This is a genomic window from Actinomadura sp. NBRC 104425, assembly GCF_030269545.1.
In the GTDB taxonomy this organism is placed as follows: Bacteria; Actinomycetota; Actinomycetes; order Streptosporangiales; family Streptosporangiaceae; genus Spirillospora; species Spirillospora keratinilytica.
The window spans coordinates 445,774-464,101 of the sequence record NZ_BSTN01000002.1 but is presented as its reverse complement, the minus strand read 5'-3'; the positions used below and the strand labels follow the sequence as shown (position 1 = coordinate 464,101).

The window sequence follows — 18,328 nt, the reverse complement described above, 5'->3', positions numbered from 1 at the left end:
GCGACAGGTTGTAGGCGTCCCACGGCCGCACCTTCTGGCCGTTCTGGGGGGCGGCGGTGGCGGGCGGGGCGGTGAGGGTGAGGGGCACCGTCACGGCGGCCGCGGCGAGGGTCGCCGTGGCTCTGGCATGGCGTCGCCTGGCTACGCTGTGGAGCATGAATTCCTCGCAATCAGAGGGTTGAAGGGGTTCATCGTGCGGGAGGGCGGGGGCATCGCCCTCCCGCACTTGTTCTCAGGGGCCGCAAAGCCCCCCGGGGGTCAGCGGATCGTGGCCTCGCCGTACGGGACGAGCCGCACCGGCCCGATCAGCCCGTAGGCCTGCCGGGACGCCGCGCCGTAGACGTCCGGGTCCGACACCCGCAGCCGGTTGTTGAGCGTCGTGGCGACCTCCACCTCGATGGTGTTGGCGCCCTTCCGCAGGTAGGGGCCGACGTCCACGACCGGGTTCATCAGGTCGACCGGCGGCAGGACCCGCCCGTTGACGATCACTCGGCTGGTGTCGAACACCTGGCCGAGCTCCAGGTAGGCCCCGGCGCAGGCGCCCGCGGACCACTCCTTGCCGAGCTGGACGGTGGTGCGGTACCGGCCGACGCCGGACACGTCCGCCAGTTCGGGGATGTCCGGCCACGCCTTGAGGCCGTCCAGGTCCACCTCCCGCCGGGTCACGGCGGTCTCCGTCGCCGTCTTCCCCGGGCCCCAGTCCTCCACCTGGAGTTTCCAGGAGGTGAGGGTGAGGGCCTCCGGCAGCTCGCCGACCGCGGTGGAGACGGTGCGGCCGGTGGACAGCGTGGTGGTGTAGGTGCCGGGCTCGGTGGTGCGGACGACGAGGCGGCCGCCGTCGTAGCGCACCTCGTCCGCGTCGGTGCGGGTGGCGTGCGCGAGGCCGGTGCCGCGGCCCAGGGCGATGACGGCGGCCTCGCTGGGCTGCAGGGCGATCCGCACGGTCACCTTGTCGCCGTCCTCGGTGTAGACGGCGATCCGCTCGGCCTCGCCCGTCCAGGGGTCGAGGCGGAACGGCACGGCGCGCCGGTCGGTGCGCGTGAACGTGACCTCGTGGTCGATGGCGGCCACGGGGGGCTTGACCGTTTCGGCGTGCTTGCCGTTGCACAGGTAGTAGTAGTCGACGTCGCCGGCGACGCGGTGCCCGTTGAGCAGGGTGGAGCTCTGGGCGTACTTGACGTCCGGCTCCACGCCCAGCTCGGCCAGCGCGCCCGGCACCTCGGCGTCCGTGGCGACGACGCGGACCTTGGGCTGGGCGAACAGCTCGGTGAGGACGGCGCGCAGCCGCTCGACCTCCCCCGCCTTCGGCACGCCGGGGACGGTCGCGGCCGACCAGTCCCCCAGGAACACGATCGGCAGCCCCGCCTTGGTGAGCTTCAGCAGCTTCTCGGCCGACCGCACCGGAATGGTGCGGTCCCCCGAGGAGAAGCGGTCGGCCTCCACGAAGACCGCCTTGTAGGCGGGGCCCTTCGGGTTGAGCCGGCCGCCCTTCACCGTGGCGCCGGGCAGTTCCATGGAGGCGGCGCTGATGAACTGGTGCGTCCACCCCAGCGGCACGCCGGTGCCGGTGAACCAGCCCGCGCCGATGCCGGTCTTGGTGTAGCCCTTCTGCCGGAACACCGCGATGTCGATGCGGTTCGTGCCGGACTGCATCACCTGGTGGATGCGGCCCAGGTAGGCGGCGATGTCGGGGGCGTGCCGCCAGGTCGGCTGGCGCGGCCCCCACGACTCGGCGTACCCGATGCCCCCGTTGTAGGGGGTGAACCCGGCGAACCCCGGCCACTTCACCCCGGGGGCGGTCGCGTAGGAGAAGCCGTGCAGGACCGTCTGGTTGAGCCCGGCCGCGTACGCCCCGCCCATGGTGCGCAGCAGCTTGTTCCAGGTGGTGTTGTAGGCGCCGCCCTGGTACGCGCCCGCCTCGCACGACAGGATCTTGCGGCCGCCCATGTCGCGGCCCCCGGCCAGGACGCGGTAGTCGTCCAGGTTCTTGAAGCCCAGCGACTCGCCTTCGGGCACGTCGATGATCGCGGCGGTCTCGATCGCGTCGGTCTGCAGTCCGTACGGCTGGGCGCGCAGTTCCAGGCCGATCGAGTGCGCCCACTTCGTGAGCGCGGTGAAGTGGTGCTCGTTGAACAGGTCCGACACGGTGAGCCAGAAGTCGTGCCGGGCCTGCCGGGTGATCTCGGGCTCGTAGGAGTACAGCGTCTTCTCCTTGAGCTGCACGATCACCGGCAGGTACGGCCACAGCGGGTAGCCGCGGCGGCGGGCGAACTCCTCCGGCAGGTTCGGCGTCCAGTTCAGCGCCTGGGTCTCCAGCTCGATGGAGTCCTCGAACAGCGTGCCGCCCGCCTGCTTGAGCAGCGTGCGGATCCGCTTGGTCAGCAGCGCCGACTCCCAGTAGTCGATGACCGCCTCGGTCCCGGCGGGGCTGAAGTGGTCGACGACCGTGCAGTCGGGCGCCGAGTGCGGGCCGGACTCGGGGCGCTGCCCGCTGCCGCGCCGCCAGTACGACAGCAGCACCCACGACCCGTCGCCGGGGGCCGTCCACTCGATCCGCCCGTCCCGGACCGATCCGGTGAGGTCGGTGAACGAGTCGCGGGCCAGGCCCGTCTCGGTGCGCGTGGAGTTGGCGGTGTCGATGCGGACGGCGTGCACGGCGACCAGGTGCCGGACGTTCACGTCCTCCTCGGCCGCGGCGGCGGGCTCGGGCACGGGGCCGCTGTAGGTCTCCCCGCCGTTCACGGTGGCGCTGCCGTGCGCCAGCTCCTGCACGGCGGCCGGGCTGTCAGGGGTGATCGTCGGGACGGCGGCGGGCCAGGCCGGGCCGATCGTCAGGTCGACGGTGATGCCGCGCTTGCGGGCCTGGTCGAGCGCGGCCTCGACGCCCGCGTTCCACGCCGCGGTGCCCCAGCCGTGCCCCTCGGGGTCCAGGACGGACTTGTCGCGGATGCTGTGGTGCACGGCGACGATCTCGGCGCCGCCGAATCCGGCGGCGGCGATCTGGTCGATCTCCCGCCGGATCTCCGCCGGGTCGACCAGCCCGTCCGGCCACCACCAGCGGAACCTGGGCCGGACCGCGGTGCCCGGCCGGGCGAACGCGGCGAACGACGGGGCGGCGGCGTCCGCCCGCGCGGTGCCCGCGCCGCCCAGCGGCGAGTTCAGCGCCACGGCCGCGCTCGCCCCCGTCACGGCCGTGTACTGGATGAAACGCCGGCGGCTGACGCCGGTGCCGTCGTGCTTGCTCAAACGGAACTCCTGGTCATACGGGGTGGGTGGATGTGATGCCGACCCCCGCGCCGCGCGGCCGGGGTGGCCGTCCGCGCGGCGCGGGAACCGTGTCGGCTCCCCCTGGGTCAGCGGGAGTGGTCAACGGGAGTGGAAGGTGAGGCGGCCGGAGCCGACCTGGTAGACGGCGTAGCCGTCGCGCATTCCGGTGAACCGGGCGGTGGACGCGGCGGGCCCGGTGACGCGGACGCCGGCGGCGGCGCGGGCCGGGACGTGCACCTCGGCGGTCACGTTGACCGGGACGTCCACCGTCATCTGGAAGGCGGCGCCGCTGCGGGCCCAGTCCACGCCCACGTCGCCGCGCTGCACCGGCACGGTGCCCGACGCGCGGTCCAGCCCGGACAGCGGCGGCCGCACCCGCACCCGCGCGGAGCCGGGCGCGGTGACCGACACGCCGAGCAGGGACTCCTGGACGTCCACGAGCGCGACCGACCCCCACGGGTGGGAGCGGCTCTGCCCGGTCTCCGGCGCGTCCCACGACTCCCAGGTGAACGTGCCGCCGCGGGCCAGGATGTTTCCCCAGCCGGGGCCCTCGGTGTCGGTGAGGCGTTCGACGACCTTGTCGGGGCGGTCGGCGAGGGCCTTCATCAGACCGTGGGAGGTGAACGGCCCCATCTGCATGCCGAGGCCGGCGACGTAGGACACGACGCGGTCGCGGTCGGCCGCCGGGGCGACGCCGTAGGCGACGGCGTAGGCGTTGGCGATCTGCGAGGCGTGCGTGCTCTGCGTGCCGTCGCTCTTGAGGCCGTCGATGTAGACGCCGTCGGGGCGGCGCAGTTCGGCGTTGACGGCGGCGGCGAGGTTCTGCGCGTCGCGGCGCAGCGCGGCGGCGTCGGCGCTCTTGCCTAGGGCGTCGGCGGCGCGTGCGGTGGCGTTGAACACGTCGACGCCGAGCGCGTTGATGACCGTGCGGGCGGCGGTGTCCATGTCGTGGCCGTAGCGCATGGTCGCGGGCCAGTCGATGATGCCGTACTGGTACTGGCCCGAGCCGCCGCTCAGGCGGGTCACCAGGCCGGTGCCGGAGTCGATGTGGCGGCGCACGTAGTCGGCCACGGCGGTCATCACCGGGTACGCGGCGGCCAGGGTGCGCGCGTCGCCGGACCGCAGGTAGTACTCCCACACCCAGCCGGGGAACATCTCGGTGTAGTCGGGGATGTCGCGCTTGCCGTCGCCGTTGGGGTACACGGCGTTGAGGCGGCCGTCGGGCCAGTAGCGGGCCTGCGACTCGATGAACTCGGTGATGGCCTGCCGGGTGAGGCGGCGCTCCCCGTAGGCCGACATGGTGGCCAGGGACGTGTCCACCGCGTCGCCGAGGAACTGGCCCTTCTCCCGGGTGGGGGTGTCCAGGAACTGCCACTGCGACCCGAACAGCGCCGAGCGCCGCATCAGGTCGTAGGCGGCGTCCACCCCCTTGTCGGACGTGCGCAGCCGCGCGGTGCGCGACGGGTCCACCTCGGTGTGCTGGACGACCGCGCTGATGTCCTCGGGGCGGACGCCCGCACCCGGTTCGATCTCGAAGTAGCGGAAGCCCATGTAGGTGAACGACCGGAACGTCTGGTCGCCGTCGCGCTGGGTGTGCCCGTAGGTCAGGTCGGTGCTCTGGTTGTCGTCCTTCGACCGCGACACCGACCCGTCGGACGCCAGCACGTACCCGGCGTGCATGGCGACGTGGCGGCCCGCCTCGCCGTTGCGGAACCGCACGACCGGCATCGCCGGGACGATCTCGCCGAAGTCGGCGACCAGCGCGCCCGACGCCAGCCGCGTCACCTTCCGCGGGCGGATCACGCTGTAGGACAGGTCGGTCTCCTGGCCGGTGAGGGACTGGAACGGTCCCGCGGGGTGGGCGCCGACGACCTGCGGCGCCTGCCAGGACGAGTCGTCGAACCCGGGGCGGTCCCAGCCGACCGGCTCGGCGGTGGCGTCGTACTCCTCCACGTAGTCGCCGCCGTCGCCGTTGCGGCGCGGGGCCGTCTTCCAGGGGCCGCGCGTCACCTTCCACGACCCGTCGGTGACGACGACCTGCCGGGTGCCGTCGGCGTGCTCGACCTCCAGCCGCACCAGCAGGCCGGGCTCGCTCTTGGGGCGGCCCTGCCCGGCCCCGTACCAGTGGTACTGCACGCCCAGCGCGGCGGGGCGGCCCTCCTGCAGCCGCGACGTGACGTCCACGGTGCGGTAGTAGCCGCTGTCGGGGTACTCGTAGGCGGGGCCGTGGTCGATGACCTCGCCGTTGAGGTGCAGCGCGTACTGGTGGCTTGCGGAGATGTGCACCCGGGCACGGACGATGCGGGAGGAGCCGACGGCGAACTCCTTGCGGGCCAGGGTGTAGTCGTCGGCCTCGGCGGTGGTGCGGCGGATCCAGTCGGCCTGCCAGTCCTGGTCGCGCAGGCCGGTGTCGAACTGCGCCGGGCGCGACCAGGGGGAGACCTCGCCGGTGCGGTCCCAGGTCCGCACGGTCCAGGTGTAGCCGGTGTCGGGGGTGAGGGCGGGGCCGGTGTAGGGCACGTACTCCTGGCTCGCCGACGCGACCTTGCCGCTGTCCCACACGCGGGCGCCGCCGTCGGCGCGCACGACGATCTGGTAGGCGGTCTGCGTCTCGCCGGGGTCGACGTCGCGGGGCCGCCAGCCGAACAGCGGCGCGCCCTCCACGTTGAGGGGGCGGGTGCGGTCGCCGACGGTCAGCTCGACGGGGGCCTTGGGCGCGTGGCCCGCGGCCTTGACGGCGGCCGCGGCGGTCGAGCCCGGCAGCGCGGCCGTGACCAGGGTCAGCGCCCCCGCCGCGACGGCCAGGGAACGATGCGGGATGGCACGCATGGAACTCCTCGGGGGTGGTGCGAGCGCACTTGAGGGTGGACACGCTCGGCGGGGTGAGCGCGCCGGTTCGTCGTTGCCGGGCGGGGCGGTCGGGACCGCCGCGCCGTCCTCCATGCGGGTGAGGCGGGCCCCGTCCCGGGGCGCCTCCTCCGCACGCCGGGCCGCCGGCTCAGCCGGGGCGCAGCGCGTCGAAGCGGGCGGGGACGGGTGATGGTCGGAACGGGAATCGCCGCATGGCTCCTCCGGTTTTCAGGCGCCGTCGGGCGCCGCGTGCACGGATCCCCCGATCACGTTCACGTGAGTCCGCGGCGTGGGCCGCGTCAGGAAGGCGCTAGGGCTCGACCACGACGAGTTCGACGTCCATCAGGTCGGCCAGGGCCTTCAGGTCGGGCACCAGGTGGCCGGTGGCCAGGGCCCAGTGGTGCGAGATGCCGGTGGCGCTCCACGCGTCGGTCCACTCCCCCGGGTCGCAGCCGAAGTCGACCCGCGAGGTGGTGTTGCCGATCTCCAGCAGCGGCCCGTCGACGACCTCGCCCTCGGACGCGGCGAACGCGAACCGCCCGTCCCGCCGCTGGATGATCCCGAACGCGGTGACCGGGCCGTGCTTGACGTCGAACTCGACCGACACGCCGTAGCCGCGCTTGCCGTGGTACACGCCGAGGCCGCGCAGCAGCGGGCGGCGCGCGCTGATCGCCAGGTGCGCGGGGCCGTCGTGCCCCATCTCGACGTGCCCCCGCGTGAAGTCGAGCGCCTGCAGCTCGGTGAACGAGCCGCCCGCCCCGAGCCGGTCGGCGATCAGCATGGCCAGGGAGGTGCGCAGCTCGAACTCGCCCGCCGCGGGGATGCCGCGCGCGGTCAGCAGCGACGCGCCGAGGATCATCCCGGCGCCCAGCCGCTCGTGCACCTCGCCGTCCAGCCCGCGGTGGTAGTAGGCCAGCGAGTCCAGCGCGAAGTCCTCCACCAGCCGGTCCAGGCCCACCGACACGCGCGCCGCCCAGGTCAGGTCGGTGTCGTTGACGGACTCGGCGAACTCGAACACCTCCCGGGCCTGCTTCTTGCGGGCCTCGGTCTCGGCGTCGGTGACCTTGTCCACCCGCACCCGCAGGTCGTCGAACTCCAGCACCTCGACGTGCCCGCCGAAGTTGGCGGCGACCAGCGTCAGGTCGGTGGACACGTCCAGCATGCCCGGGTACAGGTGCCCCATCAGGCCGTGCCGGCCGCGGCGCAGCGCGGCCCGCACCCCGGCCGCGCGCACCCACCGGCCGATCTTCGCCCAGGCCCGCTCGTCCTCCAGGTAGCCCGACACCGACCGGAACGGCACGCCGCAGCGGGCGAACGCGTTGGCCATCTCCGGCAGCGGGCAGGCGCCGCAGTACGCCAGCCACTGCCCGGTGTCGAAGGCGGCGTGGTCCATCGACTCGGTGGGCTGCAGGTTGATCAGCAGCACCGGGGCGCCGGACCGCTGCGCGACCGGCACCAGCATCGTCGCGGTCATGTAGGTGGTGAGGAAGCCGACGATCAGGTCGCAGCCGGCCTCCCGCAGCCGCTCGGCGGCGGCGGCGCCCTCCCGCTCGTCGGAGATGAAGCCGGCGTCGACGACCTCGGCGCCGAGGCCGCGCATCCGCTCCGCCACGCGCTCGGCCGACCGTTTCAGCTGGGGCAGCAGGCCGGGGAACTGGGGCCAGTACGCCCCCAGCCCGCCGGCGACGAGCCCGACCCGCACGGGCGGGGCGGTGATGCGGTCTGCGGTCGGGTCCAGGTGTGCCGTCACGGTTCGGTCCTCCTAGGAACGTGCGGCTGGGGTGGGACGACGGGGCCGGCGCGGCTCCTGCGCGACCTGCGCCGGCCCCGTCGGGTCTGGTGCCGGCGGCCGCTACCGCAGGAACGCGGCGGCGACGCCCGCGTCCACGGGCACGTGCAGGCCCGTGGTGTGGGTCAGGTCCCCGCCGGTAAGGGCGAAGACGGCGGCGGCGACGTGCTCGGGCAGCACCTCGCGCTTGAGCAGCGTGCGCTGGGCGTAGAACTCGCCGAGCTTCTCCTCCTCCACGCCGTAGACGGCGGCGCGCTGGGCGCCCCAGCCGCCGGCGAAGATGCCCGACCCGCGCACCACGCCGTCGGGGTTGACGCCGTTGACGCGGATGCCGTGCCCGCCGAGCTCGGCCGCCAGCAGCCGCACCTGGTGCGCCTGGTCGGCCTTGGTGGCGCCGTAGGCGATGTTGTTGGGCCCGGCGAACACGCCGTTCTTGGACACGATGTAGACGATGTCGCCGCCCATGCCCTGCTCGATCATGACGCGGGCGGTCTCCCGGGACACCAGGAACGAGCCGCGCGCCATCACGTCATGCTGCAGGTCCCAGTCGGCGGCCGTGGTCTCCAGCAGCGGCTTGGAGATCGACAGGCCGGCGTTGTTGACGACCAGGTCGACGCCGCCGAACGCCAGCACGGCGGCGCGCACGGCCGCGGCGATCTGCTCCTCGTCGGTGACGTCCACGGCGACGGCGGTGGCGACGTCGCCGGGCTGCAGCGCCTTGGCCGCGTCGGCGATCTCCGCGGCGACCTTCTCGGCCGCGGCCGCGTCCCGGTCGGCGACGACCACGCACGCGCCCTCGGCGGCCAGGCGGCGGGCGGTGGCCGCGCCGATGCCCGACCCGCCGCCGGTGACCAGCGCGACCCGCGTGGCCAGCGGCTTGGGCTTGGGCATGCGGCGGAGCTTGGCCTCCTCCAGCTCCCAGTACTCGATGCGGAACTTCTCCGACTCGGGGATCGGCCGGTAGGTGGACAGCGCCTCGGCGCCGCGCATCACGTTGATGGCGTTGACGTAGAACTCACCGGCGACGCGGGCGGTCTGCTTGTTGGCGCCGAAGCTGAACATGCCCACGCCCGGGACGAGCACGATCGCCGGGTCGGCGCCGCGCATCGGCGGGGAGTCGGGGGTGGCGTGCCGCCGGTAGTAGGCGGCGTACTCCTCGCGGTAGGCGGCGTGCAGCTCGCGCAGCCGCGCCTTGACGTCCTCCAGCGGCGCCGACGGCGGCAGGTCCAGCACCATCGGCGCGACCTTGGTGCGCAGGAAGTGGTCCGGGCAGGACGTGCCGAGCCCGGCCAGCCGGGGGTGCTCGGCGCGGGAGACGAAGTCCAGCACCTCGGGGCTGTCGGTGTAGTGGCCCACCTGCGGCCGGTCCGTGGATGCCAGGCCGCGGATCAGCGGGAACAGCTCGGCGGCGCGGGCGTGCCGCTCGGCCTCGGGCAGCGGCTCGTAGCCGTCGATCATCGGGCCGAACGGCTCGGCCTTGCCGTTGCGGGCGATGTACTCCTCGGCGGTGCGGATGATCTCCAGCGAGTTGGCCTGGCACTCCTCGCTGGTGGCGCCCCAGGCGGTGATGCCGTGCCCGCCGAGGATCACCCCGATGGCCTGCGGGTTGTCCTTCTTGATCTGGGCGATGTCCAGGCCGAGCTGGAAGCCGGGCCGCCGCCACGGCACCCACAGCACCCGGTCGCCGAAGATCCGCCGGGTCAGCTCCTCGCCGTCGGCGGCGGTGGCGATCGCGATGCCGGAGTCGGGGTGCAGGTGGTCGACGTGCGCGGCGTCCACCAGCCCGTGCATGGCCGTGTCGATGGACGGGGCGGCGCCGCCCTTGCCGTGCAGGCAGAAGTCGAACGCGGCGACCATCTCGTCCTCGCGCTCGACGCCCGGGTAGACGTCGACGAGCGCGCGCATGCGGTCCAGGCGCAGCACGGCCAGGCCGGCCTCGGTGAGGGTGCCCAGGTCGCCGCCCGAGCCCTTCACCCACATCAGCTCGACGTCCTGGGCGGTCACCGGGTCGGTGACGGTGCCCTTGGCGGAGGCGTTGCCGCCCGCGTAGTTGGTGTTGCGCGGGTCCGAGCCCAGGGTGTGGGCCCGTTCCAGCAGCTGCTCCACTTCGCGTGGAGTGGAGGTCATTATTCGCTTCCCCTCGTCGTGAACTTTGTCGGTGCCCGGGCCGGTCTCGACCCGGTCGGTGCCGTCGCCGCCCGCGTCCGGGACGCGGACGACGCGCGCGGCGGTCAGTGCGGAGCCGTCGTCGGTGCCGGCCCCCGCGGACGCCGCCGGGGCGTCCGCGTCCGGCGGCCGGGGTCGCAGCGGGTGGCGCGGACGGCGGAGTCCGCGTTCACTGCCGCGTTCACTGCCACAGGGTCGGTGGGGGGCACGTCCGTCGCCTTCCGTCGGTCAGGAGAGCTTGAAGTCGATCACGCGGATGGATGAGGGGGTGGTCCCGGAGGACTTGCGCTGGTACATCACCGACAGCACGCCGTCGGTGGCGACCCGTGAGTCGTCGACGAGGACCTCGCCGAACGCGTTGAGGGTGCGGCCGCCGTCGTAGAAGGTGCCGTCGAACAGCAGCTTCCAGTCCGTCCAGCCGCTGGCCCTGCTCGCGGCGACGACCCGGCCGAACGGCATGACGACGTAGACGTTGTCGTGCTCGTCGAACACGATGCGGGAGCGGCCGAACGCCTCGACCGGCACGGGGATCTCCACCTTGCGCCACTTGCCGGACGCGTCGCGGGTCAGGTGGAACGCCCGCGAGTAGGCCTTGCGCTGGGCGGTGAAGTCGGTGACGCACTGGGTGAACCGGCCCGGCACGTAGCTGATGATCACGTGCGGGGCGCCGGTCGAGTCGACCGCCTGGCTCTCCTGGTTCATCAGCGCGTGGTTCGGGTCGAGCGGGTCGACCACCAGGCCCGGGTCGTCCAGCGCCACCAGGTCGTCGGTGCCGGTGGTCGCGACGGTCTGACCCGCGTCGTTGCGCCAGGTGCGGCCCCGGTCGTCGGAGTAGACGTAGCCGGTGTCGTGGTTGGACAGGCCGCCCGGATGGCACAGCACGCCGAAGTTCTGCTCCCGCCAGGTGAACGCGGCGTGCAGCCTGCCGTCCTTGCCGTAGGTGATGCCGTGGACGTACATGTTGCGGGCGTTGCTGGTCTGCCCGTTGCCCGAGTACGTGCCGGCGGCGCTGGACCACTTGCCGAGCTTGGTCCACGTGCCGTTGTCGTATTCGGCGATCTCGTTGGTGCCGTTGCCCGAGCCGCCCGTCCGGTACACCAGCTGCAGCTTCTTCTCGGGCGTGACGGCGAACTGCGGGTAGGTGATGTCGCCGAGGTCGACGCCGTCCAGGTCGCGCCGCACCTCGCCGAACCGGGAGGCGTCCCACCGGCTCGGCGACGGCTTGGACACCAGGCCCGGCTCGGACTTGGTGTAGTACACGCGGTTGTTGTGGGTGTCCATCGCCACGTGCAGGCGGCCGTCCTGCGGCGACACCCCCAGCGAGATGACGTTGTGGGAGTCGTCGACCGACAGCTTGTGCGGCAGCACCACCTTCTGCCACGCGCCGTTCGGCAGGTGGCGGCGCGCGATCACGGCGCTGCGGTCGGCGGTGTACCAGGCGGCGTACTGGTACCCGGCGTAGGTGAGGATGCCGCTCTGCTGGAACGACCCGTTGTTGACCAGGCCGTCGTAGGACACGAAGTACAGCGCCTGCGGGTCCAGCTCGGTGTCGCGCAGCCGCTTGAGCGACGGCGTCCCGTCGGCCTTGGCGGCGGCCGCCTGCGCACCGGCCGTCGCGGTCGCGGCGGCCGCGGGCACGCAGGCGAGGGCGAGCAGGGCGGCCGCGCCGAGCGTCACCGCGCGCGCCCGGCGGCCGGCCGCCCCGCGCAGCAGGACGGTCACGCTCCCCACCCCGCCTGCGTGCCGCCGACCCGCTCGGCGACGATCCGCTCGAAGTAGCCGGACGCCTTGTAGGCGGCGACCGGGTCCGGGTGCAGGCCCATCTCCTCGCGCAGCTCGGCCAGCAGCGGCCGCACGTCGGTGTTGAACGCGTCCATGAACACCGCGTTCGCGCCGAGCACGTCGCCGGACCGCTGCGCCTCCCGCAGCGCCTCGGCGTCCACCAGCAGCGCCTTGGCGGTGGCCTCCTGCACGTTCATCACCGAGCGGATCTGCCCCTGGATCTTCGGCTCGATGTTGTGGCACTGGTCGAGCATGAACGCCACCCCGGAGTCCGGCTCGTAGCCGCCGCCCCGCACCACCTCGTACATGATCCGGAACAGCTGGAACGGGTCGGCCGAGCCCACCATCAGGTCGTCGTCGGCGTAGAAGCGGGAGTTGAAGTCGAACCCGCCGAGCTTGCCCTCGCGCAGCAGGAACGCCACGATGAACTCGATGTTGGTGCCGGGCGCGTGGTGCCCGGTGTCCACCACCACCTGCGCCTTGGGGCCCAGCTTGAGGCAGTGCGCGTAGGAGGTGCCCCAGTCCGGCACGTCGGTGGTGTAGAACGCCGGCTCGAACAGCTTGTACTCCAGCAGCATCCGCTGGTCGTCGCCGAGCCGCTCGTACACCGCCTGCAGCGCCTCGAACAGGCGGTCCTGGCGCTCGCGGATGTCGTCCTGGCCCGGGTAGTTGGTGCCGTCGGAGAACCACAGCTTCAGGTCGCGCGATCCGGTGGCGTCCATGATGTCGACGCACTCCAGCAGGTGGTTCAGCGCCTTCTTGCGGACGGCCGGGTCGGGGTTGGTGACGCTGCCCAGCTTGTAGTCGTCGTCCTGGAAGACGTTGGAGTTGATCGCCCCGATCCGCACGCCGCGCTCCTGCGCGTAGGCGGCGAGGGCGGCGTAGTCGTCGACCGTGTCCCACGGGATGTGCAGGGCCACGCTCGGCGCCACCCCGGTGAAGCGGTGCACCTGCGCCGCGTCGTCGATCTTCTCCTGGGGTGTGCGCGGCACGCCCGGCTGGGGGAACACCTTGAAACGCGTCCCGGAGTTGCCGTAGGCCCAGGACGGAGTCTCGATGTGCTGGCGGCGCAGGGCGTCCTTCACCGCGCTGATCTCAGTCATGTGTTCCTTTCCCCGGTCCCCGGTCTCCCGGTGCCCGGTCTGCGGGCCGTCCCGGGCGCCCCGGGACGGCCCGGTCCGATCGTCTCAGTCCAGGTGGAAGACCTCGGTGAGCGGCAGCATCCCCTGGTCGGGGGCGCGGCCGTCCAGATCCTCGAACAACGGCGCCATCTCGGCCTGCCAGCGGGCGTTGACCTCGGTGCGGGCCATGCCTTCCAGCGCCTTGTCGAAGTCCTCGGTCTCCAGGTAGCCGACCAGCAGCCCGTCGTCGCGCAGGAAGAGCGAGTAGTTGCGCCAGCCGGTGTCGCGCAGGGCGGCCTGCATCTCCGGCCAGACGGCGGCGTGCCGCTCCCGGTACTCCTCGATCCGGTCCTGTTTGACCTTCAGGAGGAAACACACGCGTCGCATGGGCGCTCTCTCCCCCGGCTCAGAAGTCGTACTGGTCGATGTTGCTCTTGTCGAAGACGGTGGGCGGGCCGAGGATGACCTCGCCGTCCTTGCCGATGGTGCGCGAGCCGAGCTTGCCGGCCTTGAACGTCTGGCCCTCGGCGCCGGTGATCTGCCCGGACGCCAGCGCGGCGGCCGCGTAGGAGGCCAGGTAGCCCAGGTTCTTGGGGTCCCACAGGGCGAACTTCTCGACGGTGCCGTCCTTGACGAACTTGCGCATCTGGTTCGGCGTGCCCAGGCCGGTCAGCACGACCTTGCCCTTGTACTTGGACCCGGAGATGTAGCGGGCGGCCGCGGCGATGCCCACGGTGGTCGGCGAGATGATGCCCTTGAGGTTCGGGTAGGCCTGCAGCAGGCCCTGGGTCTGCTGGAACGACTTCTGGTCGTCGTCGTCACCGTAGGCGATCTTGACGAGCTTCATCCCGGAGTACTCCGGCTTCTTCAGCTCGTCCTGCATGTACTTGATCCAGGTGTTCTGGTTGGTGGCGTTGGCCGTGGCGGACAGGATCGCGATCTCGCCCTTGCCGCCGATCTGGTCGGCCAGCAGTTTGACCTGGCTGCGGCCGATCTCCTCGGAGCTGGCCTGGTTGATGAACAGGTTGCGGCAGTCCTTGGAGGTGTCGGAGTCGTAGGCGACGACCTTGATGCCGCGGGACATGGCCTGCTTGAGCGGGCCGCACACGGCGTTGGGGTCGTTGGCGGCGATGAGGATGGCGTCCTGCCGCTGCTGCACCAGCGTGTTGATGTAGGACACCTGGGAGGACGCCGCCGCGTCGGACGGGCCGACCTCCTTGGCCTCGCCGGCGTACTCCTTGGCCGCGGCGATCCCGGCCTCGTCGACGATCTTCTCGTACGGGTTGTTGATCTGCTTGGGCAGGAAGGCGATCTTCAGGCCCTTCTTGATCTCCGCGTTGGGGTTGGCGGAGGCCGTGGCCGCGGCGGCCCCGCCCGCGGCGGACTCGGTGGACTCCTTGGTGGTGCCGCCGCAGGCGGCCAGGCCGAGCGCGAGCACGCTCGCGCTCGCGATGGCGCTCACCGAACGCCGGGTGAGGACGGAACGGAAGGTCATCTGTCGTGCCTTTCGCAAAGTCGCATCGGCGATGCGATCGGGGTGGGTGATGTGCAGCGGGGAGCGGGAGTGAAGTCGCTGGGAGGCGGCCTTCTCGCTAGGAGGCGGCCTTCGCCGCGGCGGGGGCGCCGGAGCCGCCGCCCCGGGATCTGACCTCGCGGACGATGGCGATCACCCGCGGGGTGAGCACCGACACCACCAGCAGCAGCCCGGTCACGATCGACTGGATCTCGTTGGCGACGTCGTTGAGCATCAGCAGGTTGCGCATCACGCCGATCAGCAGGACCCCGGCGAGCACGCCGCCCAGGGTGCCCTTGCCGCCGTCGAAGTCCACGCCGCCCAGCAGCACCGCCGCGATGACGGTGAGCTCCAGGCCCAGGCCGTTGTCGGCGCGGGCGCTGCCGTAGCGCAGCGTGTAGACGATCCCGGCGAACGAGGCGACCAGCCCGGACAGCACGAACAGGATCAGCTTCAGGCGCTTGACGCGGATCCCGGCGAAGTAGGCGGCCTCCTCCTGCGCGCCGATGGCGAACAGGGAGCGGCCCACGCCGGTGGCGTGCAGGACGACGGCGGTCGTCAGCGCCAGCACGGCGAACAGCGCGATCGGGTACGGGATCGGGGTGCCCGGCACGTTGTTGACGGCCAGGTCGGTGTACTGCTGCGGGAACTGCGAGACGGCCTCGGTGCCCAGCACCACGTACGCCAGCCCGCGGTACAGCGTCATCGTGCCGATGGTGACGGCCAGCGACGGCAGTCCGAGCCGGGTCACCAGCACGCCGTTGACCAGCCCGCACACCAGGCCGACCACCAGCACCAGCGGGATGATCGTCTCGATCGCCATGCCGCCGTCCCACAGCTTGCCGACCAGCGCGCTGGACAGGCCGAGCACGGAGGCGACCGACAGGTCCACCTGCCCGCACACCACCAGCAGCGTCATCGGCAGCGCGATCAGCGCGATCTCGCTGAGGTCGCCGAGGGCGAAGGAGATGTTGTCGGTGTTGCCGAAGTCGGGCGACAGGCCGACGCCGCCGAAGAAGACCACGATGAGCAGCGCGGCGACGACCACGTCCCAGCGCACCAGGCGGCCGACCTCGAATCCGCCCTGCTTGCTTCCAGCCGTGTTCCCGGTGGGGGGACGACCCCCCACAGCCCCCCGGTCAGCCGTGTTCCCGGTGGGGGGACGACCCCCCACAGCCCCCCGGTCAGCCCTGTTCCCGGTGGGGGGACGACCCCCCACAGCCCCCCGGTCAGCCATGACGGCGGCTCCTCTTCTTCAAGGCCTGCGTGACGCGCAGCGCCAGCACCCGGTCCACGCTGATCGCCAGCAGGAGCAGCAGGCCGGTGATGGCGTCCTGCCAGAAGGAATTGATCTTCAGGACCACCAGGGCGCTGCCGATGGTGGTGATGAGCAGGGCGCCGAGCGCGGCGCCGTAGACGGTGCCGACCCCGCCGGTGATCGCCACGCCGCCGACCACGACGGCGCTGACCACTTGCAGCTCCCAGCCGTTGGCGTTGTCGGCGACGACGGTGCCGAAGCGGGCCAGCCACAGCACCCCGGCCAGCCCGGCCAGCACTCCGCTGACCAGGTAGGCGGTGAAGACCCGGCGGCGGATCGGCACGCCCGCCAGGCGCGCCGCCTCCGGGTTGGAGCCGATGGCGTAGAACTCCCGGCCCGAGGAGTAGGAGCGCAGGTAGTACCCGACCGCCAGCATGATCAGGATGGTGATCAGCGGCAGGTAGGGCACGCCCAGCAGGCTGCCGTTGCCGAGGTCGAGGATGCTCTGCGGCACGTTGGCGGCGTTGATCTGCTCGCCGTGCGCGATGTAGTAGTCGATGCCCTGGATCACGTACAGCATGCCGAGCGTGACCACCAGGGCGGGCACCCGCAGGAAGCTGATCAGCAGGCCGTTGACGACCCCGCACAGCGCGCCGATCCCGATGCCGACGGCCAGCGCCGACGGCAGCCCGTGGTCGGTGCCGGAGACGAAGTCGCCGACGACGAACGCCACCAGGCCGACCACCGAGCCGACCGACAGGTCGATGTTGCGGGTGACGACCACCAGCGTCTGCCCGACGGCCAGCAGCGCCAGGATCGAGGCGTTGAGGAAGATGTCCTTGACGCCCTGCTCGGACAGAAAGCGCGGGTTGGCGATCGTGGTGCCGAGCACCAGCACCACCAGCGCCGCGGCGATGCTCAGCTCGCGGGCGCGCAGCACCAGATCGACCAGCCGGCCGCTGCGCCCGCCGTTGTCCGCCGCCGACGGCGCCCCCGGCGACTTGGTAAGGGTCGTACTCACGCGGCCTCCCCCACGGCGCCGGTGCGGCCGGTGGCGGCGGCCATGACCGACTCCTCGGTGGCCTCGGCGCGCGGGATCTCGGCGGTGAGCCGTCCCTCGTGCATGACCAGGACCCGGTCGGCCATGCCGAGCACCTCCGGCAGGTCGGACGAGATCATCAGGATGGCCAGGTTCTGCGCGGCCAGCTCCGACAGCAGCCGGTGCACCTCGGCCTTGGTGCCGACGTCGATGCCGCGGGTGGGCTCGTCGACGATCAGCACCGCCGGGTCGGTGGCCAGCCACTTGGCCAGCACGACCTTCTGCTGGTTGCCGCCGGACAGCACGCCCACCACGTCGCTCAGCCGGGCGTACTTCAGCTGCAGGCGCAGCGCCCAGTCGGCGGCGCGGTCGCGCTCCACCCGCCGGGAGATCAGCGGGCCGCGGCCGGTGGCGCGGCGCAGCGAGCGCAGCTGGGTCAGGCCCATGTTGCGCTCGATCGACATGTCCATGACCAGGCCCTGCTGGCGGCGGTCCTCGGGGACCAGCGCGATCCCGGCGGCCATGGCCGCGGTGGGGCTGCCCGGGGGCAGCGCGGTGCCGTTCACCTCGACCGCGCCGGCGTCCCAGCGGTCCACGCCGAAGATCGCGCGGGCGACCTCGCTGCGGCCCGCGCCGACCAGCCCGGCCAGTGCCACGATCTCGCCGCGGCGCACCTCGAACGACACGTCGGTGAACACGCCCTCGCGGGTCAGCCGGGACACCTTGAGCGCCACCTCGCCCGGTGTCACGTCCTGCTTGGGGTACAGCGCCTCCACCTCGCGGCCGACCATGCGCTGCACCAGGTCGTCGGGGGTGAGGTCGGCGACGTCCTCGGTGCCGATGTAGGTGCCGTCGCGCAGGGTGGTGACCCGCTGGCAGATCTCGAAGATCTCCTCCAGCCGGTGCGAGATGAACAGCACCGCGCAGCCCTGGTCGCGCAGCGTCCGGGTGACGGCGAACAGCCGGGCGACCTCCTGGCCGGTGAGCGCGGCGGTCGGCTCGTCCATGATCAGTACCCGGGCCTTGCGGGAGATGGCCTTGGCGATCTCGACGACCTGCTGGTCGGCGATGGACAGGCCGCGCGCGGGCTGCTGCGGGTCCAGGGCCACGCCGAGCCGCTCGAACAGCTCGGCGGTCCGGGCGTGCATGGCGCGGCGGTCGATGCGGCCGAGGGCGGTGCGGGGCTGGCGGCCCATGAAGATGTTCTCGGCGACCGACAGGTCGGGGAACAGCGTGGGCTCCTGGTAGATGACCGCGACGCCGGCGGCCTGCGCGTCGGCGGGGCCGTGGAAGGTCACCGGACGGCCCTCGACCCGCACCTCCCCGGTGTCGGGGCGGTGCACGCCTGCGAACGTTTTTACGACGGTCGACTTGCCGGCTCCGTTCTCGCCCGCCAGCGCGTGCACCTCGCCCGCGTGGAGCTCGATGGTCACGCCCTGCAGGGCTCGCACGGCGCCGAACGACTTGCTCACGTTGACCAGCGCCAGTGTCGGCGGAGCCGACCGAGCGGGTGCGCTCACGGCCGCCCTCCTCGGATGGGGTT

At 72.4% G+C, this 18,328-nt stretch carries 11 protein-coding genes; all 11 read right to left on the bottom strand.

The genetic code is table 11. The annotated features are described in order from the left end of the window. Positions 1-258: 258 nt before the first annotated feature. On the bottom strand, positions 259-3,246 hold the full coding sequence (locus tag QSK22_RS05205; RefSeq protein ID WP_285492783.1) for a glycosyl hydrolase: 2,988 nt from the start codon (positions 3,244-3,246) through the stop codon (positions 259-261). A 120-nt stretch (positions 3,247-3,366) separates the two neighbouring features. Beyond that, positions 3,367-6,096, bottom strand: a complete 2,730-nt coding sequence (locus QSK22_RS05200) for a family 78 glycoside hydrolase catalytic domain (RefSeq protein WP_285492782.1) — start codon at positions 6,094-6,096, stop codon at positions 3,367-3,369. Positions 6,097-6,427: 331 nt separating this feature from the next. Further along, positions 6,428-7,867 carry an L-fucose/L-arabinose isomerase family protein gene (locus QSK22_RS05195; RefSeq protein WP_285492781.1) on the bottom strand — a complete coding sequence of 480 codons (1,440 nt, stop codon included), beginning with the start codon at positions 7,865-7,867 and terminating at the stop codon, positions 6,428-6,430. Between the two features lie 102 nt (positions 7,868-7,969). After that, positions 7,970-10,033 (bottom strand): bifunctional aldolase/short-chain dehydrogenase, encoded by a 2,064-nt coding sequence (locus QSK22_RS05190; RefSeq protein ID WP_285492780.1) that lies wholly within the window; start codon positions 10,031-10,033, stop codon positions 7,970-7,972. Positions 10,034-10,300: 267 nt separating this feature from the next. Continuing rightward, a complete protein-coding gene (locus QSK22_RS05185; protein ID WP_285492779.1) occupies positions 10,301-11,794 on the bottom strand; it encodes a BNR repeat-containing protein in 1,494 nt (497 codons plus the stop codon). Continuing rightward, positions 11,791-12,957 (bottom strand): L-rhamnose isomerase, encoded by a 1,167-nt coding sequence (gene rhaI / locus QSK22_RS05180; protein ID WP_285492778.1) that lies wholly within the window; start codon positions 12,955-12,957, stop codon positions 11,791-11,793. Before rhaI ends, QSK22_RS05185 begins: the two co-directional genes overlap by 4 nt. 84 nt (positions 12,958-13,041) lie before the next feature. Beyond that, positions 13,042-13,362, bottom strand: coding sequence for an L-rhamnose mutarotase (locus tag QSK22_RS05175; RefSeq protein ID WP_285492777.1), 321 nt, complete (start codon positions 13,360-13,362; stop codon positions 13,042-13,044). Between the two features lie 19 nt (positions 13,363-13,381). Next, complete coding sequence (gene rhaS, locus QSK22_RS05170) at positions 13,382-14,470, bottom strand: rhamnose ABC transporter substrate-binding protein (RefSeq protein WP_285492776.1); 1,089 nt, start codon at positions 14,468-14,470, stop codon at positions 13,382-13,384. Positions 14,471-14,567: 97 nt separating this feature from the next. After that, positions 14,568-15,617 carry an ABC transporter permease gene (locus QSK22_RS05165; protein WP_285492775.1) on the bottom strand — a complete coding sequence of 350 codons (1,050 nt, stop codon included), beginning with the start codon at positions 15,615-15,617 and terminating at the stop codon, positions 14,568-14,570. Between the two features lie 100 nt (positions 15,618-15,717). After that, positions 15,718-16,767 (bottom strand): ABC transporter permease, encoded by a 1,050-nt coding sequence (locus QSK22_RS05160; protein ID WP_285492774.1) that lies wholly within the window; start codon positions 16,765-16,767, stop codon positions 15,718-15,720. Further along, on the bottom strand, positions 16,764-18,305 hold the full coding sequence (locus QSK22_RS05155) for a sugar ABC transporter ATP-binding protein (protein ID WP_502872274.1): 1,542 nt from the start codon (positions 18,303-18,305) through the stop codon (positions 16,764-16,766). Before QSK22_RS05155 ends, QSK22_RS05160 begins: the two co-directional genes overlap by 4 nt. Positions 18,306-18,328 lie beyond the last annotated feature (23 nt).

What these genes read in the sequence shown, in the direction of transcription:
- QSK22_RS05200 (WP_285492782.1), bottom strand. Translation starts at nt 6,096, where the DNA reads ATGCGTGCCATCCCGCATCGTTCCCTGGCCGTCGCGGCGGGGGCGCTG.
- QSK22_RS05190 (WP_285492780.1), bottom strand. Translation starts at nt 10,033, where the DNA reads ATGACCTCCACTCCACGCGAAGTGGAGCAGCTGCTGGAACGGGCCCAC.
- rhaI (WP_285492778.1), bottom strand. Translation starts at nt 12,957, where the DNA reads ATGACTGAGATCAGCGCGGTGAAGGACGCCCTGCGCCGCCAGCACATC.
- QSK22_RS05175 (WP_285492777.1), bottom strand. Translation starts at nt 13,362, where the DNA reads ATGCGACGCGTGTGTTTCCTCCTGAAGGTCAAACAGGACCGGATCGAG.
- rhaS (WP_285492776.1), bottom strand. Translation starts at nt 14,470, where the DNA reads ATGACCTTCCGTTCCGTCCTCACCCGGCGTTCGGTGAGCGCCATCGCG.